Source organism: Burkholderia seminalis DSM 23518, from assembly GCF_902832885.1.
In the GTDB taxonomy this organism is placed as follows: Bacteria; Pseudomonadota; Gammaproteobacteria; order Burkholderiales; family Burkholderiaceae; genus Burkholderia; species Burkholderia seminalis.
This window is the reverse complement of sequence record NZ_CADFDK010000003.1, coordinates 403113-427515: the sequence shown is the minus strand read 5'-3', so window position 1 is coordinate 427515 and position 24403 is coordinate 403113. Positions and strand designations below refer to the sequence as shown.

Below are 24403 nucleotides of genomic sequence, written 5' to 3'. Positions count from 1 at the left end.
GGGGTTCTCCAGCCTGTCGGCTTGCGGCGCCGGGGCGTGCCGGCGCCGTGTCGTTGATCGGGCCGTCAGGCGTCGATGCGCTTGCGCAGCGCGTCGCCGGCAAACGGCATTTCCCGCAGGCGCTGGCCGGTCGCGTCGAAGATCGCGTTGGCCAGTGCGCCGGCGGTCGGCCCCATCGACGCCTCGGCCGCGCCGAGAAACGGCGCGCCGGGACGATTGACCAGGTGAACCTTCATGCTTTGCGGCGCGGCCGAAAAGCGCAGGATCGGGTAGCTGCTCCAGTCGAAGCTGCGGATGCGCTCGGTGTCGTACTTCAGCGCCTCGTACAGCGTCCAGCTCGCGGCCTGCACGATGCCGCCCTCGATCTGGTTGCGGATGCCGTCCGGCGATACGATCTGGCCTGCATCGACGGCCGCTTCCGCGTGTTCGAGCGTCACCTGGCCCGTTTCCGGGACGACCGACACCTCGACCGCGATCGCGACGTATGCCATCAGGTTCTTGTACTTGCCGAACGCGAAGCCGACGCCGCGATTGCGCGCACGCGGCGGCCTGGGCCAGCCGAAGTGCTTCGCGGCGAGCTGGATCACTTGTCGCGCGCGATGGTCTTCCATGTGACGAAGCCGGAATTCGACCGGATCGGCGCCGGCCGCGTGCGCGAGTTCGTCCATGAAGCTTTCGATCGCCCAGACATTGGTGTGCGCGCCGAGCGAACGCATCGCGGACGTCTGCAGCGGCATCGTCGGCGAGAAATTGTTGACGATGTGCTGGTTCGGCAGCGCATACAGCGGGATCGCGTTGCGGTCGCCGCCGCCCTCCGGTTGCAGCATCGGCGTCGACGGCGCCGGCACGAACGGCGGCTCGAGCATGCGCGCGGGCAGCAGCCGGCCCGCGTTGACGATCCGTTCGTTGTGCGAGCTGCTCCACAACGCATAGTTCCAGTCGACGATGCGGCCGCCCGCATCGAGCGATGCACTGACCTCCGTCACCATCGCCGGCGTGAAGTGGTCCCACGTGTGTTCCTGTTCGCGCATCCATTGCACGCGAATCGGCTTGCCCGGCATCGCGGCCGCGATCAGCGCGGCGTGCGCCGCCGCGTCGTCCGCGCCGTTGTGCCCGTAGCAGCCGGACCCTTCGGTGTGAATGCAGCGCACGCTCGCCTTCGGCATCGACAGCATCTCGGCGAGTGCGTCGCGCAGCGGATAGACGCCCTGCGAGTGGGTCCACACCGTCATCATCCCGTTATCGAGATGCGCGACCGAACACGACGGTCCGATCGACCCGTGCATCAGGTAATTCTTGAGGAACGTCGCGTTCAGCGTCTTCACGGCCGGCGCGGTTGGCGCATGCGTGTTCGCGATTTCGATACGCTGCGTCGAAATCCGTTTGAGATCCTGATGGACGGTGGCGCGTTCGGGCAGCTGGCGGCCCGGCGACCAGCGGCAGCCGGCCGCGAGCGCGCGCTGCGCGACCACCGCCTGCCACTCGCCTTGTGCGACCACCGCAAGCATGCTGCCGTTGCGCACGATGCGCACGACGCCGGGCAGCTTCAGGATCGCGGCTTCGTCGAACGACAGCAGCTTCGCGTCGTACACCGGCGGCATCACGACGCGCGCATGCAGCATGCCGGGCAACTGCATGTCCTGCACGTAGCTGATGCCGCCCGTGACCTTGTTCGGGATGTCGACGCGCGGCAGCGACGTGCCGATCACGGCGAACGTCGCCGGGTTCTTCAGCGGCGACGTGGGGGCCGCGTTGCGGTGCAGGTCGACCGTGCGGATCGCGTCGCCGTAGGTCATCGTGCGGCCGTCGGGCGCCTTGATCACCGCGTCGGCGGTCGTCAGCACGCGCGGATCGACGCCGAAGCGTTTCGCGGCGCCTTCCACCAGCAGCGCGCGCACCTGCGCGGTCGCGTTCAGCAGCGCTGAACCGCTGTCGGCCATGGTATGGCTGCCGGCGGTCAGTCCTTCGTCCGGCGACGCGCCGGTGTCGGCCGTCAGGAACGTGATCAGCGACGGCTTCATGTCGAGTTCCTCGGCGGCCACCTGCAGCAACGCGGTGCGCACGCCGGTGCCGAGCTCGACCTTGCCGGTAAACACGGTGACCTTGCCGTCGGGCGCGATCTTGACCCACGCGTCGAGCAGCGGATTGGTCTTCAGGCTGCCGGCGAGCGCCTGGGTGGCTTTCGCCACGTGGACGGCCGCGCCTTCGTCGGCGATCACCAACTGCGCGGCCGCGCGCGACGCGGGTGCGAGACTGAACGCGACGAACAGCGCGCCGGAGACGATGAAGTGCCGGCGGCCTTCGTCGATGTCGTCGTGGGAATTCATCACAGCCCCTTGCTGATCGTGACGGGAGCGGACGCGGGTTCGGGGGCCGGCAGCCCCGCGACCGAGCGCACCGCCGCGAGAATCCGCATGTGCGTGCCGCAGCGGCACAGGTTCGGTTCCATGTGCGTGCGCAGTTCCTGTTCGGTCGGCTTCGGATTGCGTTCGAGCAGTGCCTGCGCGCGCATGATCATCCCGGCGATGCAGTAGCCGCACTGCGCGGCCTGGTGCTCGATGAACGCGCGTTGCAGCGGGCCCGGATGCTCGGCGGTGCCGAGGCTTTCGATGGTGCGCACGCCGCGCGCGCCGACCGCGGCCACCGGCATCAGGCACGAGAAGGTCGGCTTGCCGTCGACGATCACGGTGCAGGCGCCGCATTGTCCGAGGCCGCAGCCGAATTTCGCGCCGTGCAGGTGCAGGTCGTTGCGCAGCGCGTACAGCAGCGGGGTGGACGGATCGATGTCCAGCGTGTGCCGCACGCCGTTGACGGTGAGGGTAATCATCGTGCGGTGTCCTCTTTTCTGAGCTTCGCGGCCATCGCGTCGACGCCCGGCCAGGCGGGACGGTCGGTATAGGTCTCGCGCACGTACGCGGCGAGATCGGCGATCTGCGCGTCGTCGTACTGGTCGATGAACGACGGCATGTAGTTCAGCGTGTCCTCGCCGTGCCAGCCGATCCCGTTGAACATCATCTGGATCGCGTTGCGCGGCGTATCGGCGTTGACGGCCGTGCTGAACGCGAGCGTCGGCCGCTCGCCGATCGACTGCATCGGCGCGGCCGGCCCGTGACACTGCGCGCACGACGCCTGGAACAGTACCGCGCCGCGTCGCGCGGCCGGCGTCGTCGCGGCGCGTTCGACCGGGTTCGCGGCCGCGCGCGCATTCGCCGGCTTCTGGATCGACAGGATGTACGCGGCGATCGCCTCCACGTCCTCCACCGGCACCCGCGCGAGGTCGCGCGTGACCGGCAGCATCGGCCCGGCCGCCGCGCCATGCTCGCTCGCGCGGCCGGTACGCAGGTAGGTGACGAGCTGCGCCTGCGTCCACGGCCGTGCGGCCTGGCCGAGCGCATTGAGCGGCGGCGCTTCCCAGCCGTCGACGATACCGCCGTCGAACGCGCGGCCGCGCTGCTCGCCGCCGATCGCGTTCAGCGGCGAATGGCACGACGCGCAGTGGCCGAGCCCGTCGACGAGCATCCTGCCGCGATTCCATTGCGCGGACTGCGCGGGGTCCGGTCGATACGCGCCCTCGCGCAAGAACAGCACGTTCCAGAACGCGACCAGCGGCCGGAAGTTCAGCGGAAATATCAGGTCGTTCGCGGGCGCCGTCGCACGTACCGGCTCACGCGTCATCAGGTACGCGTACGCGGCGGCGATGTCGTCGTCCGACATCCGCGTGAAATGAATGTACGGAAACGCCGGGTACAGCGGCTGGCCGTTGCGTCCGATGCCGGTGCGCAACGCACGGGCGAATGCGTCGCGCGACCAGCGGCCGATCCCCGTTTCGGCATCCGGCGTGATGTTGGTCGCGTAGATCGTGCCGAACGGCGTCGCGAGCGGCAGCCCGCCCGCGAACGGCTTGCCGTCCTTCGCGGTGTGGCACACGATGCAGTCGCCGAGCGCGACGACGCGCGCGCCGGCGCGCACCAGCTGCGGATCGAACGAAGCGGGGGCGGGCGGATCGATCGGCGCGATCGACGGCCGCACCATGATGCCGATCGCGACCGCGATGCCCGCGATCGCCACGCCGGCCGCGCCGAACCAGAGTCGTTTGTGCTTCATGCGCGCTCCACGCGACGCGGTGCGCCGCAAGCGATGCGGTGCGCGGCAACGCCGGACGATGCGGGTCGGCCGTGCGCGGCCGCCCGATGCGGCCGCGACCGGGTTGCGGCGCGGCGGTGATTGGCGACGGGGATCATGGTGTCACTCCAGCAGTCGATAACGGGCGCAAGCGCCGTCCTGCGCGGCAGCTCATGAACGCAGTCTACGCAGAGGCCGCGACCATTGCCTTAAGCGGCGCTGAAACGTTCTGAACGGTGTCCGGCCCTGGCTCGGCCGGAATGCGCCGCGTCATGACGGAACCTCGCCGGCGACGACTTCGTCCGCGTAGCACCAGATCCAGCGCTCGCCGGGCTCGATCGAGCGGACGAGCTGGTGGCCGGTTTCACGGAAATGCCGGCTCGCGTGGCGATTCGGCGACGAGTCGCAGCAGCCGACGTGCCCGCAGATCAGGCACATCCGCAAATGCACCCAGCGGCTGCCCGATCGGACGCATGCCTCACAGTCGTCCTTGTCGGTGTCGAACACGCGTGCTTCGTCGAGATGCGTACAGGCGTTGGCCATCTTGCGCTCCGATGCCGGCGCGGGAGCGACGCTTGCGGCGCGGCCGGCACGAGGCCGCAAGCGGGAGGGGATGCGGCATTGTGCAGCGTCGCGTCGCGGCCGGACCTTAATTGTCATGAAGCGGCCCGCGCGGCCCGCGCCGGCGGCGTACAGTCGCGAATGCGTCCGGCCGCGGCACCGGCCGGGCCGCATCCGACATCGACATCGACATCGACATCATCGGGAGGTGCTCATGGATCAACCGCAACACGTGCGGATCGTCGGCCTGCCGCGCAGCAGGGACGCGTATGCGATCCGCGATTTCCTGCAGCGGCGCATGATTGCGTACGACTGGTGCGAGCTGACATCCGACGCCGACTGCGCGCAGGTGCTCGGCATCGCGCCGCTGCGCGACATCCGGCTGCCGGTCGTGATCTTTCCGGACGGGTCGCGCCTGTACCAGCCGACCCTGGCCGAAATCGCCGCACGGCTCGGCTGGGTCGCGCGCCCGCGCTTCGTCGAATACGACGTGTCGATCTACGGCGCGGGGCCGGCCGGGCTGTCGGCGGCGGTCTACGCGGCGTCCGAAGGGCTGCGCGCGGTCGTGATCGAGCGCGGCGCGATCGGCGGGCAGGCCGGCACGAGTTCGCTGATCGAGAACTACATGGGCTTCCCCGACGGCATCCCGGGCGCGGAGCTCGCGGAACGCGCGCGCGAGCAGGCGGTGAAGTTCGGCGTCGAGCTGCTGACGATGCGCGAGGGCGTGCATGCGACGTTCGTGGACGGCAAGATTCGCGTCGAGCTCGCCGACGGGTCGATCCTGGTCGCGCGCGCGAACATCTGCGCGACCGGCATCGAATATCGCAGCCTCGGGCTGCCGGAGGAGCCGGCGTTTCTCAATGCGGGGCTGTTCTACGGCGCCGGGTCGAGCGAAGCGCCGATGTGCGCGGGCGAGCAGGTGTTCATCGTCGGCGGCGGCAATTCGGCCGGCCAGGCCGCGATGAATTTCGCGCGGCATGCGCGCCAGGTGACGATGCTCGTGCGCGGCGCGTCGCTCGCCGACACGCTGTCGCGCTACCTGATCGACCGGATCGAGCGCACGCCGAACATCGAGGTCCGCTACCGGTCGAGCGTCGCCGCGCTGCACGGCGACGGCTGGCTCGACGCGATCGAGCTTCGCTCGGCGGACGGCACGCTCGAACGGCTGCCGGCCACGCGCCTGTTCGTGTGCATCGGCGGCGCGCCGAATACCGACTGGGCGAAGGACACCGACATCATCCGCAATCCGGGCGGTTATCTCGTCACCGGCGGCGACCTATACGACTGTCCGGCGTTCGAGCGCGTGTGGCCGCTCGAGCGGCGGCCGTACCACCTGGAAACCAGCGTGCCGGGATCGTTCGCGGCCGGCGACGTGCGATCGGGATCGGTCAAGCGCGTCGCGTCGGCGGTCGGCGAAGGCGCGATGGCCGTGACCTTCGTGCACCGGTTTCTCGGCGAGGATGCGCATCGGCTCGCGGGCGCGTGACGCGCGCGCGGGCCGTTCGATGCATTCATCGCGCGTCGGCCCGCGTCGCGTCGTGCCACCCGTCCCGGCCGGCGCGCGCCGGCGGCGTCCACCCGCCGCCCAGCGCGCGGACGAGGGTCACCGTCGCGACGGCCAGCGCCTGCCGGCTGTGAATCAGCTGGCGTCGCGCATTCAGCGCATCGCGATCGGCGTCGATGACTTCCAGATAGCTGACGTAACCGTGCGCGTAACGGCTCAGCGACAGCCGCGCCGCGGCGTCCGTCGCGTGCGCCGCGTGGTCGTAGCGCGCGATCCGTTCCTTCTGCGCGGCGATGTCGTTGAGCGCATCCTGCACGTCGCGCAACGCGCCGATCGCGGCCGCGCGATAGTTGGCGTCGGCGACGTCCGTGCCGGCTCGCGCGGCAGCCACCGCGGCGTCGCGCTTGCCGCCGTCGAACACCGTCAGCGCGACGTTCGCGCCGAGACTCCACAGCGAGCTGTTGCGGTCGAGAAACGACCGCAGGTCGCGGGTGGCGAAACCGCCGTCGGCGGTCAGCGTGAGCGTCGGCAGCCACGCGGTGCGCGCGATGCCCAGCTCGAGCGACGCCGCGTCGGCACGCCGTGCCGCCGCGAATACGTCCGGGCGTTGGGCAAGCAGCGCGGACGGCAGCACGGCCGGCACATCGGGCACCTGCACGGGCACGGCGGCCGTGTCGATGTCGAACGCGGTCGGCGACACGCCGGTCAGCACCGCGATGGCGTCGACGAGGTTCTCGCGCAGCCGGCGGCTCTCCGCGAGATCGGCATGCGCGGTATCGAGATCGGCCGACGCGCGCAGCCCGTCGAGATCGCTCGCCGCGCCGGCCCGCACGCGGGCGGCGATCACGTCGAGCGCGGTGCGCCGCAGCCCGATCGCGCGGGTGAGCGTCACGAGATCGTCGTCGACGTAGCGCAGCGTCAGGTAGTCGGCCGCGACTTCGGTCGCCACCCGCAGACGCACCGCATCGCGGTCGGCCGCCGCCTGCAGCACGTTCTGTTCGCCGATATCGGCATCGCCGCGCAAGCGGCCCCATAGATCGACTTCGTAGCGCGCGGCGAGCGGAACCGACCAGTTGTGCATCGTGCGCTTCGGCAGCGCGTTGTCGACCGTGCCGGATACGCGCGTACGGCTGAACGACGGGTCGACGCGCACGGTCGGCGCCAGCGCGGCCTCGCGCACGCCGAGCAGCGCCTGCGCCTGGTCGACGCGCGCGGCCGCCGCGCGGATATCGAGATTGTGCGCGAGCGCGGCGTCAACGAGGCGGCCGAGCCGCGGGTCGCCGAACCAGGCGGGCCACGTATCGAGCGATGGCGCACGCGCATCGGTCGACGGGTCGACATGGCGGAACCCGTCGTGTCCGACCGGCACGGGGGCGAGCGGTTGCGGCGCAATCGAGCATGCGGCCAGCAGGCTCGCGGCGAGCAGGGCGAAGGCGCGCTTCATCGCGATTCGCGGGCGGGTTGCAGCGTGACGACGACCGACAGCCCGGGCCGGATGCGCGGCTCCGTCGCGGCCGGGCCGTCGAGCAGGATCTTCACCGGTACGCGCTGCGTGACCTTCGTGAAATTGCCGGTCGCGTTGTCGGGCGGCAGCAGCGCGAACTGCGCGCCGGTCGCGGGCGACAGGCTGTCGATGCGGCCGCTGAACGCGCGCGCCGGCAGCGCATCGAAGCGCAGTTGCACGGCGTCGCCGACGCGCACGTGTCGCAGCTGCGTCTCGCGGAAATTGGCGACGATCCACGGATGCGGCTCGACCAGCGTGAGCAGCGCCTGGCCGGGCGCGACATGCTCGCCGGTCTCGACGGTCTTCTTGCCGACGTAGCCATCCGACGGCGCGACGACCGCCGTGTAGCCGAGCTGCAGCAGCGCGTCGCGCAACTCGGCGTCGTTCTGGCTCGACGCCGCGTCGGCGGCCTGAGCAGCGGCGATGGCGCTGCGCCGTTGCGCGTCGGCCGCCGCGACGCGCGCGCGGGCGGACTTGCGTGCGGCATCGGCCGCATCGAACTCCTGCCTCGACAGGCCGCGCGGCGTCTCGCGGGTCAGTTCGCGTGCACGTGCGTAGTCGAGCTCGGCCTTGTCGGCATCGGCGTGCGCCGATACAAGCGCCGCGTCCGCCTGCTCGATCAGCGCGTGTGCGCGGCTCGCATCGGCATGCGCCTGGGCGACGCGTGCGCGCTGCGCGGCGACGCGCACGTCGAAGTCGCGCCGGTCGATCTGCACGAGCGCGTCGCCCGCGTGCACGAACTGGTTGTCGTCGACGAGCACACGTTCGACCGTGCCGGCGACGCGCGGCGAGATCACGTGCAGGTGGCCGGTCACGTACGCGTCGTCGGTGCCGCGATCGCGTGCGTCGAACTCGTACACGAGCAAGGCGACGAGCAGCAGCGCGATCGCGGCGATCGCGACGATGGCCGGCTTTCGGGAACGCGCGGGCCCGGCGGGCGACGGCGCGGGGGTGGGTGGGGGTGGGGTCATGATCGGCCAACTCCATCGTACGGGCAGGATTCGACGCACCGCGTTATGCTTGCGCCAGCTTGACAGGCGGGAGCCGCTCGACGATGAACACGACGTTCACCACCGGCCGTGCCGTGCCGGCGCCGGCCGCGGGGCCGGCCTCCGACATTCCGACGTTTCGGTCGATCGCCGCGATCGCGGCCGTGCTGCTGGGCGCGATCATCGCGACGCTGACGTCGCGCATCACGTCGCTCGGGCTGGCCGACGTGCGCGGCGCGCTGGGCGTGGGCGTCGACGAAGGCGCGTGGATCAACACCGCGTTTACCGCGTCGCAGATGTTCGTCGGGCCGCTCGCGATCGCGGCGGCCTTCATGTTCGGCACGCGCCGCGTGCTGGTCGCGGGCGCCGTCGTGTTTCTCGGCGCGGAAAGCATGCTGCCGCTCTGCACGCGGTTCGGCGCGTTCATCGTGTGCCAGGCGGTCGCGGGGCTCGCGTCCGGCGTGTTCGTGCCGCTGACGGTCGGCTTCGTCGTGCGCACGCTGCCGCCGCGGCTGATTCCGTTCGGCATCGCCGCGTATGCGATGAATCTGGAGATGTCGCTGAACCTGTCGGCCACGCCCGAAGGCTGGTACAGCGAACACCTGAGCTGGCGCTGGCTGTTCTGGCAGAACGCGGCGCTGACCGTGCCGTTCATCGCGTGCCTGATGCTGTCGCTCGGCGACGAGCCGATCAAGCGCTTCGTGTCCGGCGTCGACGCGCGCGGGATGCTGCTCGGCGCGGGCGGCTTCGCGTGCCTGTGCATCGCGCTCGACCAGGGCGAGCGGCTGTTCTGGCTGCAGTCGCCGCTGATCGTCGCGCTGCTGGCTGCCGGCATCCTGATGATCGCCGCGTTCCTGATCCATGAACTCGCTTCGCCGCGGGCGGGGCTCGACCTCGGCTACCTCACGCGGCCCAACATCGCGCTGCTGATCGTGCTCGTCGGCCTCGTGCGCTTCACCGTGCTCAACACGAGCTTCATCCCGTCGCTGTTCCTCGCCAGCACGTACGGCCTGCGGCCGTTGCAGATCGGCGATACGCTGCGCTGGATCGCGATCCCGCAACTGCTGTTCGCGCCGTGCGTCGCGCTGTTGCTGCAACGGGTCGATCCGCGCCGGCTGATCGTCGCCGGCTTCGCGATGGTGGCGATCGCGTTCGCGCTCGGGTCGCGGCTCACGCCGGTCTGGGCCGAGCCCGACTTCATTCCGTCGCAACTGTTGCAGGCGCTCGGTCAGACGATGGCGCTCACGTCGGTCATCTTCTTCTTCGGCAAGCACGTGACGGCCGAGCATGCGCTGACGTTCGGCGCGGTCGTGCAGGCGACGCGCCTGCTGAGCGGGCAGCTCGGTACGACGGCGATCGCGGTGGTTCAGCGGATCAGGGAGGCTACCCATTCGAATCTCGTCGGTCTGCATGTGTCGCTGTCGGATCCGGAAACGCTCGAACGGCTGCGGGCCGGCGCGGCGTCGCTGGTCGCGCATGGCGCCACGTTCGCGACGGGCAACCAGGCGGCCTATGCGCTCGTCGATCGCGCGGTGCGCGTGCAGGCCACGACGCTCGCGCTGGCCGACAACTTCCGCGTGGCGATGGCGTTCGCGCTCGCCGGCGCGCTGCTCGGCATCCTGCTGCGCCCGGTGCGGACGCCGTGAGCGCCGCACCGGGCGATCTGAAATTTCCTGAAAAGTCCTGAACGGCGCACGGGCGGCGTCCGCCGCGGCGGCATGCGCGCCGCCGCGACGGACGGCGCGCTTACGCCTGCAGGAACGCGAGCAGCTCGGCGTTGATGCGATCGGCGCTCACGACGCACATGCCGTGCGAGCCGCCCTCGATCACCTTCAACACCGCATGCTTGACGATCTTCGACGACAGCCGGGCCGAATCGTCGATCGGCACGATCTGGTCGTCGTCGCCGTGCAGCACGAGCGTCGGCACGTCGAACTTCTTCAGGTCCTCGGTGTAGTCGACTTCCGAGAACTCCTTCACGCACAGGTACTGGCCGTGAATGCCGCCCATCATCCCCTGCGACCAGAACGCGTCGATCGTGCCCTGCGACACCTTTGCGTTCGGGCGATTGAAACCGAAGAACGGCACCGCGAGATCCTTGTAGAACTGCGAACGGTTCTCCGCGACGTTCTTGCGGATGCCGTCGAACACGTCCATCGGCAGGCCGCCCGGATTGGTCGGCGACTTCACCATCTGCGGCGGCACGGCGCCGATCAGCACGGCCTTCGCCACGCGCTTCGTGCCATGACGGCCGATGTAGCGCGCGACTTCGCCGCCGCCGGTGGAGTGGCCGACGAGCGTTGCGTCGCGCACGTCGAGTGCGTCGAGCAGCGCGGCGAGATCGTCCGCGTACGTGTTCATGTCGTTGCCGCGCGACGGCTGGCTCGAACGGCCGTGGCCGCGGCGGTCGTGCGCGATCACGCGATAACCGTGCTGCACGAGGAACAGCATCTGCGCGTCCCAGGCATCCGCGCACAGCGGCCAGCCGTGCGAGAACACGACCGGGCGGCCGGTGCCCCAGTCCTTGAAGTAGATCTGCGTGCCGTCCTTCGTGACGATCGTGTTCATCGTGTGTGCTCCAGCGTGGGTGGAAGAGGCGGCGCGGGCGGGCGTGGCGGCCGCGGCAGCCGCGGCCGGCAGGGCGGCTGCGGCGACGGCGGTCGCGCCGGCCACGAGCATGTCGCGGCGGCGGGCCGACGGCACCACGTCGTTCTTGACGGAATCCATCGAAACTCCTGATAGGTGCGGCGCCGGGGCGCCGCGGGAAATGGCGGGCGAGGCGGCGGCCGCAGCCGTGGCGCCTGGCAGCAGGCCCGCGCCGGTCGTTGCGCACCCGGCAGGGCGCGCAATGCCGACGAATGCATGCCGACCGGAGCCTATCCCGGCGGACTGCGCGCCGTACTGAATTACGGCTGAATTGTTATGAACACGGCCGGTTGGCCGGCCGCGACGACCGCACGGCAGATCGATTAAGCGCGCGACCGGGACTATTCAGCCGCGCGTGGCTATCGTGGGATCCGTCCGCTTGCCGTGGATCGCACGGGGCGCGCCGATTCGCGCCGATGCGCGCCGGCGCACGACGCGTGTCGCGGCACAAACGGGTCCGATCGCGCCGGACCGCCCGACATTTGCCTGGAGATGCCGACATGGATGCCTTCAACCGCTGGGCACACACGATGACGCTGCTGGGCCCGCCGCTCGATGCGGGCCGCTGGATCGCGCCGCGCAGCCGTCGCCATGGCGACGTCTCGATACCGTCGAGCGGCAGCGTGCGGCGCCACAGCGCGATCGTCGCCGTCGAGCGGCAGACCGATTCGTCCGTGCTGGTGTCGTGGAGCGACCCGACGCACTGCCGCTACGACGAGCAGCGCTGGATCAGCGCGAAGGCGCGCGCCCGCGGGCGCTGCGCGCTCACCGGCCACGAGATCCGTCATGGCGACGCGATCTACAAGCCGCAGTGGCGCGGCGCGAAACGTCCGGCGAATTGCCGCGAGATGGTTCTCGCGTCCGCGGTCGACCAGTTCGTGTCGCGCCAGGTGCGGGCGTGACGCGCTGCCTGTCGACATACCGACTGCGGTGAAATGAATTTGAAAGAATTGGCGGGCCGATTCAGGCCACCCATTAACCACGGCCGTTCGTTTCGATACGACGAAAAGCTGTATTTTCCTGAAAACATCCTGAAATGCATTTCATCAGGGAATTGGAAATGCATTCACGAATGAATGAGGCATTCGCGCATGACGCAGGCCGGCGTGTGCGGGGCGGGGCCGGCCCCGCCGCGGCAGGCTGCCATCCGGACCGATGCGCGTCATTTCAAAAAATTCGATCGCTTCATTTCAATAATTTGAATCTTTCATTCATGCAAATGCCGTAGCATTGAAGTCGAAACCGGCGCGCGATTTCGACTGTGCGCCGTTGAATGTCATCCACAAGAAATTCCCATGATCCGGATTGGAACACTTCACGTTTTTCTAGACAGACGTGAAATCCGTTCGAACGGCAAGCTGCTGCGTATCGGCAGTCGCGCATTCGACATTCTCGAGTTGCTGATTCGGGCGAACGGCGCACTGGTCTCGAAAGACGAAATCATGCAGCGCGTCTGGCCGCACACGGTCGTGGAGGAAAACAACCTGCAGGTGCACATCGCGTCGCTGCGCAAGGCGCTGGCCGACGATCGCAACCTGATCGTGACGGTGCCGGGCCGCGGTTATCGCCTCGTCGCACGACAGGATGACGGCGAGGTGCCCGTGCGTACCGCAGCGGTGCGCGCCACGAGTGTGTCGAGCGTGCTGTTCGGCCGCGAACAGGCGGTGGCCGACGTCCTGGCCGCGCTGCAGGCTGCCCGCGTCGTGACGCTGGTCGGCGCGGGCGGCATCGGCAAGACGCGCATCGCGGTCGAGGCGGCCGCGCGTGCCGGTGCGCGGTTTCCCGACGGCACGGTCGTCGTGTCGCTGGCGACAGTCGCGTGCCCGCGTTTCGTTCCCGAGGCGCTGGCCGCTGCGTTGGGTGTCGCGCAGCCGGCCGGATCGCCGACGCTCGAGACCGTGCTCGCCCGCGTCGCGCATCGCCGGATGCTGCTCGTGCTGGATGACTGCGAGCATCTGCTCGATTCGGCGGCGCAGCTCGCCAGCGCGCTGACCGATGCGGCCGGCGGGGCATGCGTGCTCGCGACCAGTCGCGAGGCGTTGCGCATCAACGGCGAGCGCGTCTGCCCGGTTCCGCCGCTCGACGTGCCGGGCGAAGACGATGACGACGCGATGCGCGCGAGCGCGGTGCAACTGTTCGCGGCGCGCGCCTGCGCGGCCGACCCGCGTTTCCCGCTCGATGCGCGCAGCGTGTCGCTGATGGCATCGGTCTGTCGCCGGCTCGACGGCTTGCCGCTCGCGATCGAACTGGCCGCGGCGCGTGCCGCCGTGCTCGGCATCGACGTGCTGGCCGCGCACCTCGACGACCATTTCCGGCTGCTGACCGGCGGCTTTCGCACTGCGTTGCCGCGCCACCGGACGCTGCGTGCGATGTACGACTGGAGCGACCGCTTGCTCCACGACGACGAGCGCCTGCTGTTGCGCTGGCTCGGCGTGTTCCGCGGCGGGTTTTCGATCGAGGCCGTGCGCGGCGTTGTCGGGACTCGCGGCCTGACCGGCACGCGGCTGCTCGACACGATCGCCGGCCTGGTGTCGAAGTCGCTGCTGATCCTCGACGCCGCGCAGGAGGTGCCGCGCTACCGGCTGCTCGCGACCACGCGCGCGTATGCGCAGCAGCAGCTCGACGCGCACGGCGAGTGCGAGGCGGCGGCACGCGCGCACGCACACTATTTCCTGACGTCGTTCACGGATGCGCCGGACGACGGCGGCACGCGGCTCGATGCGGTGCGGCGCGAACTCGACAATCTGCGCGAGGCGCTCGACTGGGCGTTCTCCGCGCACGGCGACACCGCGCTCGGCATGGCGCTCGCGGCCGTCGCGGTACCCTGCCTGTTCGAGCTGTCGCTCGTCGACGAGTGCCGCGAACGGGCGCGCGCGGCGCTCGACGCGATGCGCGATCCGGATGCGCCGCCGGTGTCCGTCGACACGCGCACACGGCTGCTGGCCGTCCATGCCGCGGCAACCGCGCAGACGGCCGTGCAGGAAACGTGGCCCGACGCGCACGCGATCGGACTCGATGCGGCCGAAGCCGAACCGCGTTCGGGCGGGTCGTAACGACACGGTCGCGGGCGGCGGTATCGCGCTTCAGAACGTTTCAGGCAATCGGCGGGGCAACAGCGGGACAGCGGCGGGCTGCCCGCGTAGATTGCATGAACGCGCCGGCGACCCGGCGGCGCGCGTGCGGCGGCCGCCGCGCGCGTGCGCCGGGGTCGCGCGACGCCGCCGATCGCAAGCGCGGCAACACGCGCCCGACGCCGGGTACGCGTGTCGCCGCGGCCTTGCGCCGAACCGAACCTCATCCTTTTCCCGTCGCATGAATCCTGCCCAATCGAATCTTTCCCGCCACGCCGTCGATCTCGGCCTGCTGTTCCTGCGGGTCGCCGCCAGTCTGTTGCTGATCGCCGTTCACGGCCTGCCGAAGCTCATCCACTACACGGCGGAAGCCGCCGCCATCGAGGATCCGTTTCATCTCGGCCGGACGCTGTCGATCCTGTTCGCGATCTTCGCCGAAGTCGTCTGCCCGGTCTTCATGATCGTCGGCGTGTGGACGAGGCTTGCAGCGCTGCCGGTGTTGATCGTCACGCTCGTCGCGCTGGTGTTCGTCCATCCGGACTGGTCGCTGCGCGACGGGCAATTCGCATGGATGCTGCTGATCCTGTTCGGCACGATCGCCATCGCGGGCGCCGGCCGTTATGCGCTGCCCGCCGTCATTCGCCGGCAGGAATAGCGCGTTGGCGGCCTGCGTCGGCGCATACCCGTGCGCCGTTCGCGGCCGGACGAAGCCAGCCGGCTCCGGTGCCGCGAGCGTCCGGTTTTCGTATCGATGTAGCGGATTTCCCGCGCGTGGCCCGCTATGGTGCGTCGGCCGGACGAGCGGGATTCGTCGGCACGCGGCTTCATACGGCCGTCCGTGCGGTGGCCGTGCCGAGCGTCCGTCGGCGTCGAAGCGATGACGTGTGCCCGGTCGTCGGCGGCAAACCCGAACCGGCGCGGGCGACGAGCGGGTTCGCGATCGAACGGGGCGCGATGGAAGAAAGGAGGATGATCCCGCCGGCCGGGAAGGGGCATGCCCGCTCGGCCCGATCGTACGGATCAGGAAGGAGATGAAGCGTCCGCCCGGTTCGACCGGCTGACGCGATGCCCGGCAAGGGCACTGCCGGCGACGCAGGCGCCGCCGGCAGCATGCGGCGTTCGCGGGCGGCATGCCGCCCGCGACACCGGTCAGTGACCTTCGCTCGCGCCGAACATCGACTTCGCGTAGGTGATGCCGAGGCCGTATGCGCCGCCATGTTGCGCGGCGGTCTTCGTGGTCTGCGCGTACGTCTCGGTACGCGCCCAGTCGCGCTGCAGCTCGAGCAGGTATTGCAGCGACGTCATCGGACGCGCGCCGGCCTGGATCATGCGCTGCATCGCGCGCTCGTGCGCTTCGTCGGATACGTCGCCGCATGCATCGGCGATCACATACACTTCGAAGCCCTGATCGATCGCCGACAGCGACGGGCCGACGATGCAGACCGACGTCCACAGCCCGGCGAGCACGATCTTGCTCTTGCCGATCGCGTTCACGCGTTCGGCGATGCGCGGATCTTCCCAGGTGTTCATCGACGTGCGGTCGATCAGCTTTTCCTCGGGGAAGACCGACGTGATTTCCTCGTACATCGGACCGGAGAAGGTCTTCTCGGCGACCGTCGTGAGGATCGTCGGCACGTTGAATTCCTTCGCGGCCTTCGACACGAGCGACGTGTTGTTGCGCAGCAGGTTCGGATCGATCGACTTGGTCGCGAACGACATCTGCGACTGGAAGTCGATCATGATCAGCGTGTGATTGGTCGGGTTGATCAGCGACTTGCCGGGTTGGGCCGAAGCGGTGGGCATTGCAATTCTCCAAGAGTAGGTCGGGCGCCGAAGACGATCGACGCACGGGTTGGGCCGCGCCGATATCGGATCGGCACAGCCTGGAAGGGTGCGCATCCATGCGGTGCGCGCGGCGCGCGCGACACATGGGTGCACGGCGGACGAGCGGCGGCGCCGCCCGTCGCGTTTCGGCGAAGGAAACCGGCCGGGTGGCCGGCGCTCAGAACGCGAAGCAGCTGCAGCCGAGCGCGCCCCAGAAACCGTTGTGGTCGCTCACGGGCACGTCGTTGCGCCACGCGGCCAGATGGCCGTGCCCGTGCACGCCGCACTGGTTCGCGCAACTGTCGATGCAGGCGCGGGCAGCCGCGACCGGGCGATAGCGGCTGTAGCCGCCGAACTCGGCCACCGGCGACCACGCGGGGCTGACCGGCAGCGGCGGCGGCGCGAGCGGCGCGAATTCCTCGTCCGCGTGCACGACCTTGCCGTTCACGACCGTCAGCACCGACGACAGGTATTTGATCTGCGGCTCGTCGACCGTGAAGTAGTCGTCGGTAAGCACCGCGAAATCCGCGTACTGGCCGGGCACCAGCGCGCCCTTGCGATCGTCCTCGTTCGAGAACCAGGCGCTGCCGACGGTATAGCGGCGCAGCGCTTCCATGCGGTCGAGCCGGTTGCGCTCGCCGTACAGCGCGGTGCCGCCGACGGTGCGCCCGGACACCATCCAGTACAACGACACGAACGGGTTGTAGCTCGCGACGCGCGTCGCATCGGTGCCGGCGCCGACCGGCAGGCCGGCGTCCAGCATCGCGCGGATCGGCGGCGTGCGCGTGGCCGCGTCGGCGCCGTAGCGCGCGATGAAGTACTCGCCCTGGAACGCCATCCGGTGCTGGACCGCGATGCCGCCGCCGAGCGCGGCGATCCGCGCGATGTTCGCGTCCGAGATCGTCTCGCAGTGGTCGAAGAACCAGCGCAGCCCGTTGAACGGGATCTCGCGGTTCACGGCTTCGAACACGTTCAGGAAGCGGCTGATCGATTCGTCGTAGGTCGCATGCAGCCGGAACGGCCAGCGGTTCTGCACGAGCAGGCGGACCACCGCCGTCAGCTCGGCTTCGAGCGTGTCGGGCAGGTCGGGGCGCGGCTCCAGGAAATCCTCGAAGTCGGCGGCGGAGAACACGAGCATCTCGCCCGCGCCGTTCACGCGCAGGAATTCGTCGCCGTCGCCGGGCTTCGTCATCTTCACCCACTTCGCGAAATCCTCGATCTCCTGCTTCGCGTTCTGCGTGAACAGGTTGTAGGCGATGCGCATCGTCAGCTCGCCGCGTTTCGCGAGATCCACGATGACCGCGTAGTCGTCCGGGTAGGCCTGGTAACCGCCGCCCGCGTCGATCGCGCTCGTCACGCCGAGACGGTTCAGTTCGCGCATGAAGTGCCGCGTCGAATTCACCTGGTCGTCGTAGCCGAGCTTCGGGCCTTTCGCGAGCGTCGAATACAGGATGCCGGCGTTCGGCCGCGCGATCAGCATCCCGGTCGGGTTGCCGTGGCGATCGCGCCGGATCTCGCCGCCCGGCGGGTTCGGTGTGTCCTTCGTGTAGCCCACCGCGCGCAGCGCCGCGCCGTTGAGCAGCGCGCTGTCGTACAGGTGCAGGATGAACACCGGCGTATCGGGCGCGATCGCGTTGATTTCGTCGAGCGTCGGCAGACGGCGTTCGGCGAACTGCAGCTCGTTCCAGCCGCCGACCACGCGCACCCACTGCGGCGCGGGCGTGCGCTGCACCTGGCGGCGCAGCATGTCGAGCGCGTCCGCGAGGGACGGCACGCCGTCCCAGCGCAGCTCCATGTTGAAGTTCAGGCCACCGCGAATCACGTGCAGGTGCGAATCGTTCAGGCCCGGGATCGCGGTGCGGCCGTTGAGGTCGACGCGCGGCGTGTCGCCGCGTGCGTGGCGCATCACGTCGTGTTCGTTGCCGGCGGCGAGCACGCGGCCGTCCTTCACCGCGAGCGCGGTGACGAACGAGCGCTTGTCGTCCTGTGTCGCAATCTTGCCGTTGAAAAAGATCGTGTCCGCGATCGGCACGTCGTTCGTCTGGGCTGTCATCTGGCGTTTCCCTTGAGTACTCGCGCGGCGAGTCGTGGAGGCGTGCCGGCGCGCTGTCGCGTGTCGGCGTCGTACTCCAACGTTAAGGGACGCGCGGATGAAAGTCCTGAGCGGCGTCTTAAACGATCTGAAAGGAAACGATCGAGGCGGGTGGGGGCGGTGTGAGGCGGATGGTGCGGTTGCGCGCAGGCCGGGTCGGCGGCGTGCATGACGGGTGCGCGGTCAAGCGTCGGACGGTTGGCTGCCCGCGCCAGCCCCGGCCGTGAATGGACGAATCAGCCGGTCGATTTGTCGGGCGCCGTGAAGCGCTCGACCAGGTCGGGACGGTCGAGCTGCTCGACCCACCAGTGCAGCGCGCGGCCTGCTTCGTCGCCGCGCCACGCGAGATAGCAGTGCGTGGTGTCGCGCATGCCGGTCACCTGGCGGGCGACGAGCCTGCCGTCGGCGATCGCGCGCGCGGCGATGCATTCCGGCAGCGTGCCGACCGCGAGCCCTTCGCACTGCGCATCGAGCTTTGCCGCGAGCGTCGGCACCGCGAGATACGGCTGGCCGGCGTCGATCGCGACCGACTGCGGTTGCAGTTCGCGCGACGTATCGCTGATCACCGCGCCGCGATACTGGACGACCGACGCCATCGGCAGCGGCTCGGGCAGCGACGCGAGCGGATGCGTCGGCGCGACGGCGAAGACGTGCCTGAGCGAGCCGATCGGCCGCGCGACGATGCCCGGCAGCTCCGGCGGGTCGCCCGCCGCGCCGACGACCAGATCGGCGCGGCGCGAAATCAGCGCGTCCCATGCGCCGCCGAGCACTTCGGTCGACAGTCGCAGCCGCGTGTCCATCCCGAGCGCGTAGAACCGGTGCACGTACGGCCACAGCGCGTCGAATGGCAGGATTTCGTCGATGCAGACGCGGACTTCGGTTTCCCACCCTTGCTGCGCACGCTGCGCCTTGATTTCGAGCTGCTCGGCCGCACGCAGCAGGCGTCGGCCTTCCTCGACCACGATGCGTCCCGCATGCGTGAGCTTCGCGCGCCGCCCGCTGCGGTCGAACAGCACCACGCCGAGATCGCTTTCGAGTTTCTGCACCAGGTAGGTCAGCGAGGACGGCACGCGATGCAGCAGTTCCGCGGCTTCGGCAAAGGTGCCGGTGCGGTCGATCGCGTCCAGCGCCTCGAGCGCTTCGAATGACAGCTTCATCGCGGGTTCCGGGAGGAGGGGCTCGCGCATCATACCAGCGCATGCGCGGTACGGGCAGCGCGTCCCACCGCGATTTGCTAGACTGGCGAGCCTCGTCATTCGCCGCTCGCGTCAACCGATGACTGCGCCTCAGTCAGACACCGCCACCTCCGATTTCATGCCGGCCGACGTGCGGCAGACCGTCGTTACCCAGACGTTGCCGAAAGGGCAGGTCGGCATCAGCCGGCTGAAGACGCTGCGCAGGAACATGGGGCTGACCGCCCCCTACACGCCCGAGCACTCGGATCTCATCGTCCTGCAGTTGCGCCCGTTCGGCGAACAGGAGCTGTGGCTCGACGGCCGCCGCGCGCCGTTCGTCCCGTACGACGCGGGGACCGTGACGATCCACGACCTCGACCGCAACTGGGTGGCGGATCTCAAGGGCGCGTTCGATTGCCTCCATTTCCACCTGCCGCGCCATACGCTGGAGGAGACGGTGGACGACCTCGGCGGCCGGCAACGCCCGCAACTCTACCTGCCGCCTCACCTCAGCGCGAACGACCCGATCATCCATGCGCTCGGCCGCGCGTTGCTGCCGGCGCTGTCTAGCCCCGACCAGGCGTCGCAGCTCTTCATCGATCATGTGGGGCTGGCGTTTCAGGCACACGTCGCCCATCGGTACGGCGGCGTCGGCGAGCGGCGGGAAAAGTCGGCCGGCAAGCTCACGCCGTCGCAGGAGCAGCGGGCGAAGGAACTGCTGCTCGAACACCTCGACGGGAAAATCGGACTCGCCGATGTGGCGAGCGCCTGCGGCCTGTCGCGCGGCCATTTCGTCAAGGCGTTTCACCAGACGGCCGGGATGCCGCCGCATCGCTGGCTGATCGTGCAGCGCGTCGAGCGGGCAAAGACGTGGTTGCGCAACCCGCAGATGCCGCTGAGCATGATCTCGGCGGCGTGCGGGTTCGCCGACCAGAGTCACTTCTCGCGCACCTTCACGCGCCTGACCGGCGTCAGCCCGCGCCGGTGGCGCATGGACAATATCTGAGTCGCCGCTGACGATACCGGCGCCGCGGGCAGCGCGTATGCCGGCGCGGCCCGTCGTCTGCGACGCGCCCGGACGCGCGCGCCGCCCTTCGCGTCGTGCCTGCCGGCGACGCCTACGAATTTTCCCGAACACCGCGTCACATCCACCCGGTATGATCGCTGCGCCCGCGCGCGCCGCGGCGGGCCGGCGCATGCCGGTGCGCGCGCGATCGACTTCGCCGGCACGACCATCACGACACCCCGGGACGGGCGCTGGCGCACGGCGCCGGTCGATCCGGCCGAACGGGCCAGGACAGCACGACGGAGTATTGAAGCGATGCGGACGCAGACAGGCGCGATACGGCGCACCATGACGATCGTTGCGGGCGGGACGTTGTGCGCGGTGGTCGCGGGCGGCGCGCAGGCGCAGGCATCGGGCACGGCGGCGGCGAAGGCAGGCGCCGCCGCGGCCGTGCTGCCGGCAATCGACGTGCAAGGAACCGCCGATGCCGCGTCCGCCGGGCTCGTCGGGCGGCGAACCACGGCCGGCACGAAGACCGACACGCCGGTGGCCGAGATCCCGCAAACGGTCAATATCGTCACCGCGCGGCAGATCGAGATGACCGGCGCGGCCGACCTGAACCAGGCGCTGCGCTACGTGCCGGGTTTCTCGACGTTCGGCGCCGACAGCCGGACCGACTGGTATGCGGCGCTGCGCGGATTCACGCCGACGCTGTACGTCGACGGCGTGGCGGCGCCGAATACGGCCGTGATCGCGAACTGGCGCGTCGATCCGTACACGATCGATTCGATCGCGATCCTGCGCGGCCCGACGTCGGTGCTGTACGGCGCGGGCGAGCCCGGCGCGATCGTCGACGCGCACACGAAGCGTGCCGATGGCGAACGCGTGCGCGAGGCCGGCGTGCAGATCGGCAACGATGCGCGCAAGCAGGTCATGCTCGATGTCGGCGACACGCTCGATCCGGACGGCAAGTATGCGTACCGCTTCGTCGGCGTCGCGCGCGACGGCAACGCGGTGACGGGCCCGAACGGCGATCGCCGCGTCGCGCTCGCGCCGTCGTTCCGCTGGCGGCCGGACGCCGATACGTCGCTGACGGTTGCCGCGACGTTCCTGCAGGACAGCGGCGACATTTCGTCGAACTTCCTGCCCGCGTCGGGCACCGTACTGCCGAACCCGAACGGCCGCCTGTCGCAGGACATCTACATGGGCGACCCGTCGTTCAACGACTACCGCAAGAAGCAATGGTCGCTCGGCTACACGCTGGAACACCGCGTGAATGCGATCTGGACGCTGCACCAGGACGTGCGCTGGTCGCACCTGTCGCTGGACGATGCGACGGTGTTCGGCAACGGCCTCGCGCCGCGCAGCACGACGAACATGATGCGTTTCGCGGGGCTGTTCCAGCTCAACTACAGCCGGCTCGACGTCGACCATCACGCGCAGGCGCGCTTCGGCACGGGGCCGCTCGATCATACGCTGCTGTTCGGCCTGCAATTCGACCGGCAGACGACGACCAACAGCGTGTGGCTTGCGCTGGCGCCGTCGCTCAACCTGTACCACCCCGTCTACCGGCCGGTGACGGCCGCGATCTTCGCCGGCCCGACGTCGCTCGGTCATGTCGACCAGTACACGGCGATGAATGCGATCGGCGTGTACGCGCAGGACCAGATCCGCTGGCGGCGCTGGACGCTGACGCTCGGCGGCCGCGAGGACGTCGTGAATGCGCGTTTCGACGACCGGACGGCCGGCACGCAGGCGCGGCAGGACGTCAGTGCGTTTTCCGGGCGCGTCGGACTGACCTATCAGGGCGACGCGGGGGTGTCGCCGTACGTGAGCTATTCGACGTCGTTCGATCCGGTCGTCGGCGTGCGGATGTTCGGCGGCGGCTTGCCGAAACCGACGCGCGGCGCGCAGGCCGAAGCCGGGCTGCGCTGGCAGCCGCCCGGCAGGAACCTGATGCTGAGCGCGGCCGTCTACCAGATCGACCAGACCAACGTCGTGACGCCGACGCCGGTGAATCTCGACCCGACCGGCACGACGTCCGTGCAGACCGGCAAGGTGCGCTCGCGCGGCATCGAGCTGAGCGCGGTCGGCAAGGTGACGCGCGAGCTGTCGATCGTCGCGTCGTATGCGTACCAGGACGTCAAGAACGTGCAGGCGAACGATGCGTCGCTGAACCACTGGCCGGTGTCCGTGCCGCTGCCGCGGCAGATGGCGTCGATGTGGGCCGACTGGACCTGGCGTACGGGGGCGCTGTCCGGGCTCGGGATCGGCGGCGGCGTGCGCTACCAGAGCGCGTCGGCCGGCGCGCCCGACAATTCGCTCACGGTGCCGAGCGCGACCTTGTATGACCTCGCGTTGCATTACGACCTGCCGCACTGGCGTTTCGCGCTGAACGTCGCGAACCTGTTCGACCGGCGCTACGTCAGCGGCTGTCAATCATATGCCGTCTGCGTGTTCGGCAACGAGCGGACCGTGCTGGCCAGCGCGAAATACGACTGGTGACCGCGAGCGGGCCGAACGCCGCTAAGTGCCGCGCTGCGGCTCGCGGGGCGCGGCGCGCGAGCGGGCCCGGCGCTGGCGCCGCCACTCGGTCGGCGTGACGCCGAAGCGTTCGCGAAAGGCCGTCGCGAAATTGGCCGGCGTGGAAAAACCGATTTCCTTCGCGATGCTCGCAATGCTGAGCGACGTCGAACCCAGCAGATCCTGCGCGATCCGCAGCCGCTCGTGCCGCAGATACTCGAACACCGTCTGCCCGAGATTGTCGCGAAACGCGCGCGACAACCGCTTTTCATGCGTGCCGACCGCGCGCGCCAGTTGCTCCACCGTCGGCGGGTCGTTCAGCGTGCGCGACAGGTGGCGGATCGCCGCGCGCACGATGATGCCGTCGTCGTCGCCGGCCGCGAACGGGCCGTCCGCCGGCGCCGTGTCGGCCGGTCGTTCGCGCGTCGTCCGCGCGAGCTGCACGCGAATGCGCGCGACCACTTCCGCCGGCTCGAACGGCTTCACGACATAGTCGACGCCGCCGATTTCCAGCCCTTCGAGGCGTTCGTGCAATGCGCCGGCCACGGTCAGGAAAATGACCGGAATCGCACGCGTGGCCGGATCGGCGGCGAGCAGCCTGCACGCGGTGAAACCATCCATCCGCGGCATGCGGACATCCATCAGGATCAGGTCGGGCAACAGTGCCTGCGCGCGCTGGCATGCCTGCATGCCATCGGACGCGATGCTGATCCGGCAGCCCGTGCCGCGCAGGATGTCGGTCAGCAAACGCAGCTGGTCGGGTTGATCGTCGACGACCAGGATATGGGCGTCGCGCAATGCGGAGGTCGATGAAGGCATCGTGCACCTGTTCTGGAAAGGCGGTTGGATGCGTTTCCGCGGGTGGCCTGCCCGGTTCGGGAGAAACGTCATGCGCCGCTCTATGACGATGCATCAGCGCATCGCACGCTCGCATCGGTTCCGGAGGTTGACGGCACGGCGCGGCAGCAACCGGCCGCCCGATGGCACGGCGTTCCTTTTTTTTGATCACCTGGCCGGTAAAGACACGGACGATTGCCGGGCGCGCATCGTGAGGATCGCGACTGCGGAAATCAATGCGAGCGGAATTGTAGGAGCTTATTTCGAATCCCGCCAGACGTGTCCGGAATATTCGCGCCATTCCGCTTTCCCGATTTTTAAAATGGCGGATTACGACAGGAATGCCGCGCTTCGACATGCGTCGCCGCTCATGGTTTACGCGAATATCCTCCGCTTAACCATTCCATTGGTCGGTCGCGGGATTATCGTTTCGAGGTCGAATCGAATTTAAATCCGCTTCGGCAAAGCATTTGTCCTCTCCATAAAACATTTCGATTAATCCCGGTGGCGAGAAATCGTTTGCGAGATGTCCGTATTTTGCGCAAGTCA

General features: G+C 69.2%; 19 protein-coding genes. 8 read left to right on the top strand and 11 right to left on the bottom strand.

All coding sequences use genetic code 11. The annotated features are described in order from the left end of the window. Window positions 1-65: 65 nt before the first annotated feature. From HWX00_RS12500 to HWX00_RS12485, 4 genes are all read right to left on the bottom strand, one after another. Window positions 66-2327 carry a xanthine dehydrogenase family protein molybdopterin-binding subunit gene (locus HWX00_RS12500; protein WP_175028289.1) on the bottom strand — a complete coding sequence of 754 codons (2262 nt, stop codon included), beginning with the start codon at window positions 2325-2327 and terminating at the stop codon, window positions 66-68. Continuing rightward, on the bottom strand, window positions 2327-2827 hold the full coding sequence (locus HWX00_RS12495; RefSeq protein ID WP_034192062.1) for a (2Fe-2S)-binding protein: 501 nt from the start codon (window positions 2825-2827) through the stop codon (window positions 2327-2329). The genes HWX00_RS12500 and HWX00_RS12495 overlap by 1 nt, the downstream gene beginning before the upstream one ends. Then, on the bottom strand, window positions 2824-4104 hold the full coding sequence (locus HWX00_RS12490; RefSeq protein WP_175028288.1) for a c-type cytochrome: 1281 nt from the start codon (window positions 4102-4104) through the stop codon (window positions 2824-2826). Before HWX00_RS12490 ends, HWX00_RS12495 begins: the two co-directional genes overlap by 4 nt. A 288-nt stretch (window positions 4105-4392) precedes the next feature. Further along, window positions 4393-4665, bottom strand: coding sequence for a UBP-type zinc finger domain-containing protein (locus tag HWX00_RS12485; RefSeq protein WP_175028287.1), 273 nt, complete (start codon window positions 4663-4665; stop codon window positions 4393-4395). Window positions 4666-4897: 232 nt separating this feature from the next. On the opposite strand from HWX00_RS12485, the gene HWX00_RS12480 reads away from it, so the two are divergent. Then, entirely contained in the window at window positions 4898-6169 is a 1272-nt protein-coding gene (locus HWX00_RS12480) for an NAD(P)/FAD-dependent oxidoreductase (RefSeq protein WP_034192065.1), read from the top strand. 25 nt (window positions 6170-6194) lie between these two features. Here the strand turns inward: HWX00_RS12480 and HWX00_RS12475 are convergent, their stop codons facing one another. Next, window positions 6195-7631: an efflux transporter outer membrane subunit gene (locus tag HWX00_RS12475; protein WP_175028286.1), complete on the bottom strand. Its 1437-nt coding sequence runs from the start codon at window positions 7629-7631 to the stop codon at window positions 6195-6197. Continuing rightward, complete coding sequence (locus HWX00_RS12470) at window positions 7628-8662, bottom strand: HlyD family secretion protein (RefSeq protein ID WP_034192067.1); 1035 nt, start codon at window positions 8660-8662, stop codon at window positions 7628-7630. The genes HWX00_RS12475 and HWX00_RS12470 overlap by 4 nt, the downstream gene beginning before the upstream one ends. An 83-nt stretch (window positions 8663-8745) precedes the next feature. On the opposite strand from HWX00_RS12470, the gene HWX00_RS12465 reads away from it, so the two are divergent. Continuing rightward, entirely contained in the window at window positions 8746-10326 is a 1581-nt protein-coding gene (locus HWX00_RS12465; RefSeq protein WP_175028285.1) for an MFS transporter, read from the top strand. Between the two features lie 100 nt (window positions 10327-10426). Here HWX00_RS12465 and HWX00_RS12460 read toward each other — a convergent pair whose 3' ends face one another. After that, the gene (locus tag HWX00_RS12460; RefSeq protein WP_069706162.1) at window positions 10427-11407 is read right to left on the bottom strand and encodes an alpha/beta fold hydrolase; all 981 of its coding nucleotides are present in this window, start codon (window positions 11405-11407) and stop codon (window positions 10427-10429) included. 419 nt (window positions 11408-11826) lie between these two features. On the opposite strand from HWX00_RS12460, the gene HWX00_RS12455 reads away from it, so the two are divergent. The 3 genes from HWX00_RS12455 (at window position 11827) to HWX00_RS12445 (ending at window position 15052) form a co-directional block, all read left to right on the top strand. Next, on the top strand, window positions 11827-12228 hold the full coding sequence (locus HWX00_RS12455) for a DUF3331 domain-containing protein (RefSeq protein WP_049028920.1): 402 nt from the start codon (window positions 11827-11829) through the stop codon (window positions 12226-12228). Window positions 12229-12621: 393 nt separating this feature from the next. After that, window positions 12622-14379 (top strand): ATP-binding protein, encoded by a 1758-nt coding sequence (locus HWX00_RS12450; protein WP_034192070.1) that lies wholly within the window; start codon window positions 12622-12624, stop codon window positions 14377-14379. Between the two features lie 259 nt (window positions 14380-14638). Further along, window positions 14639-15052, top strand: coding sequence for a DoxX family protein (locus tag HWX00_RS12445; protein WP_034192071.1), 414 nt, complete (start codon window positions 14639-14641; stop codon window positions 15050-15052). Window positions 15053-15546: 494 nt separating this feature from the next. On the opposite strand, the gene HWX00_RS12440 is transcribed toward HWX00_RS12445, so the two are convergent. The 3 genes from HWX00_RS12440 to HWX00_RS12430 all read right to left on the bottom strand — a co-directional run bounded on the left by HWX00_RS12440 (window position 15547) and on the right by HWX00_RS12430 (window position 19470). Continuing rightward, window positions 15547-16200, bottom strand: coding sequence for a hydrolase (locus tag HWX00_RS12440; protein WP_034192072.1), 654 nt, complete (start codon window positions 16198-16200; stop codon window positions 15547-15549). A gap of 199 nt (window positions 16201-16399) precedes the next feature. After that, window positions 16400-18274, bottom strand: a complete 1875-nt coding sequence (locus HWX00_RS12435; RefSeq protein WP_175028284.1) for an amidohydrolase — start codon at window positions 18272-18274, stop codon at window positions 16400-16402. Between the two features lie 275 nt (window positions 18275-18549). Beyond that, window positions 18550-19470, bottom strand: coding sequence for a LysR family transcriptional regulator (locus tag HWX00_RS12430; RefSeq protein ID WP_049033807.1), 921 nt, complete (start codon window positions 19468-19470; stop codon window positions 18550-18552). Window positions 19471-19588: 118 nt separating this feature from the next. Between HWX00_RS12430 and HWX00_RS12425 the strand changes: the two genes are divergently transcribed. Continuing rightward, window positions 19589-20494 (top strand): helix-turn-helix transcriptional regulator, encoded by a 906-nt coding sequence (locus HWX00_RS12425; RefSeq protein ID WP_059560878.1) that lies wholly within the window; start codon window positions 19589-19591, stop codon window positions 20492-20494. Between the two features lie 315 nt (window positions 20495-20809). Continuing rightward, the gene (locus HWX00_RS12420) at window positions 20810-22999 is read left to right on the top strand and encodes a TonB-dependent siderophore receptor (protein WP_175028283.1); all 2190 of its coding nucleotides are present in this window, start codon (window positions 20810-20812) and stop codon (window positions 22997-22999) included. 21 nt (window positions 23000-23020) lie between these two features. Here HWX00_RS12420 and HWX00_RS12415 read toward each other — a convergent pair whose 3' ends face one another. Further along, entirely contained in the window at window positions 23021-23836 is an 816-nt protein-coding gene (locus HWX00_RS12415; protein ID WP_034192077.1) for a response regulator transcription factor, read from the bottom strand. Window positions 23837-23906: 70 nt separating this feature from the next. On the opposite strand from HWX00_RS12415, the gene HWX00_RS12410 reads away from it, so the two are divergent. After that, window positions 23907-24305 (top strand): hypothetical protein, encoded by a 399-nt coding sequence (locus HWX00_RS12410; protein ID WP_175028282.1) that lies wholly within the window; start codon window positions 23907-23909, stop codon window positions 24303-24305. Window positions 24306-24403: the final 98 nt, after the last annotated feature.

What these genes read in the sequence shown, in the direction of transcription:
- HWX00_RS12415 (WP_034192077.1), bottom strand. Translation starts at nt 23,836, where the DNA reads ATGCCTTCATCGACCTCCGCATTGCGCGACGCCCATATCCTGGTCGTC.
- HWX00_RS12435 (WP_175028284.1), bottom strand. Translation starts at nt 18,274, where the DNA reads ATGACAGCCCAGACGAACGACGTGCCGATCGCGGACACGATCTTTTTC.
- HWX00_RS12490 (WP_175028288.1), bottom strand. Translation starts at nt 4,104, where the DNA reads ATGAAGCACAAACGACTCTGGTTCGGCGCGGCCGGCGTGGCGATCGCG.
- HWX00_RS12475 (WP_175028286.1), bottom strand. Translation starts at nt 7,631, where the DNA reads ATGAAGCGCGCCTTCGCCCTGCTCGCCGCGAGCCTGCTGGCCGCATGC.
- HWX00_RS12430 (WP_049033807.1), bottom strand. Translation starts at nt 19,470, where the DNA reads ATGAAGCTGTCATTCGAAGCGCTCGAGGCGCTGGACGCGATCGACCGC.
- HWX00_RS12410 (WP_175028282.1), top strand. Translation starts at nt 23,907, where the DNA reads ATGCGCCGCTCTATGACGATGCATCAGCGCATCGCACGCTCGCATCGG.
- HWX00_RS12420 (WP_175028283.1), top strand. Translation starts at nt 20,810, where the DNA reads ATGCGGACGCAGACAGGCGCGATACGGCGCACCATGACGATCGTTGCG.
- HWX00_RS12470 (WP_034192067.1), bottom strand. Translation starts at nt 8,662, where the DNA reads ATGACCCCACCCCCACCCACCCCCGCGCCGTCGCCCGCCGGGCCCGCG.
- HWX00_RS12425 (WP_059560878.1), top strand. Translation starts at nt 19,589, where the DNA reads ATGACTGCGCCTCAGTCAGACACCGCCACCTCCGATTTCATGCCGGCC.
- HWX00_RS12440 (WP_034192072.1), bottom strand. Translation starts at nt 16,200, where the DNA reads ATGCCCACCGCTTCGGCCCAACCCGGCAAGTCGCTGATCAACCCGACC.
- HWX00_RS12445 (WP_034192071.1), top strand. Translation starts at nt 14,639, where the DNA reads ATGAATCCTGCCCAATCGAATCTTTCCCGCCACGCCGTCGATCTCGGC.
- HWX00_RS12465 (WP_175028285.1), top strand. Translation starts at nt 8,746, where the DNA reads ATGAACACGACGTTCACCACCGGCCGTGCCGTGCCGGCGCCGGCCGCG.
- HWX00_RS12450 (WP_034192070.1), top strand. Translation starts at nt 12,622, where the DNA reads ATGATCCGGATTGGAACACTTCACGTTTTTCTAGACAGACGTGAAATC.
- HWX00_RS12485 (WP_175028287.1), bottom strand. Translation starts at nt 4,665, where the DNA reads ATGGCCAACGCCTGTACGCATCTCGACGAAGCACGCGTGTTCGACACC.
- HWX00_RS12460 (WP_069706162.1), bottom strand. Translation starts at nt 11,407, where the DNA reads ATGGATTCCGTCAAGAACGACGTGGTGCCGTCGGCCCGCCGCCGCGAC.
- HWX00_RS12455 (WP_049028920.1), top strand. Translation starts at nt 11,827, where the DNA reads ATGGATGCCTTCAACCGCTGGGCACACACGATGACGCTGCTGGGCCCG.
- HWX00_RS12480 (WP_034192065.1), top strand. Translation starts at nt 4,898, where the DNA reads ATGGATCAACCGCAACACGTGCGGATCGTCGGCCTGCCGCGCAGCAGG.
- HWX00_RS12495 (WP_034192062.1), bottom strand. Translation starts at nt 2,827, where the DNA reads ATGATTACCCTCACCGTCAACGGCGTGCGGCACACGCTGGACATCGAT.
- HWX00_RS12500 (WP_175028289.1), bottom strand. Translation starts at nt 2,327, where the DNA reads ATGAATTCCCACGACGACATCGACGAAGGCCGCCGGCACTTCATCGTC.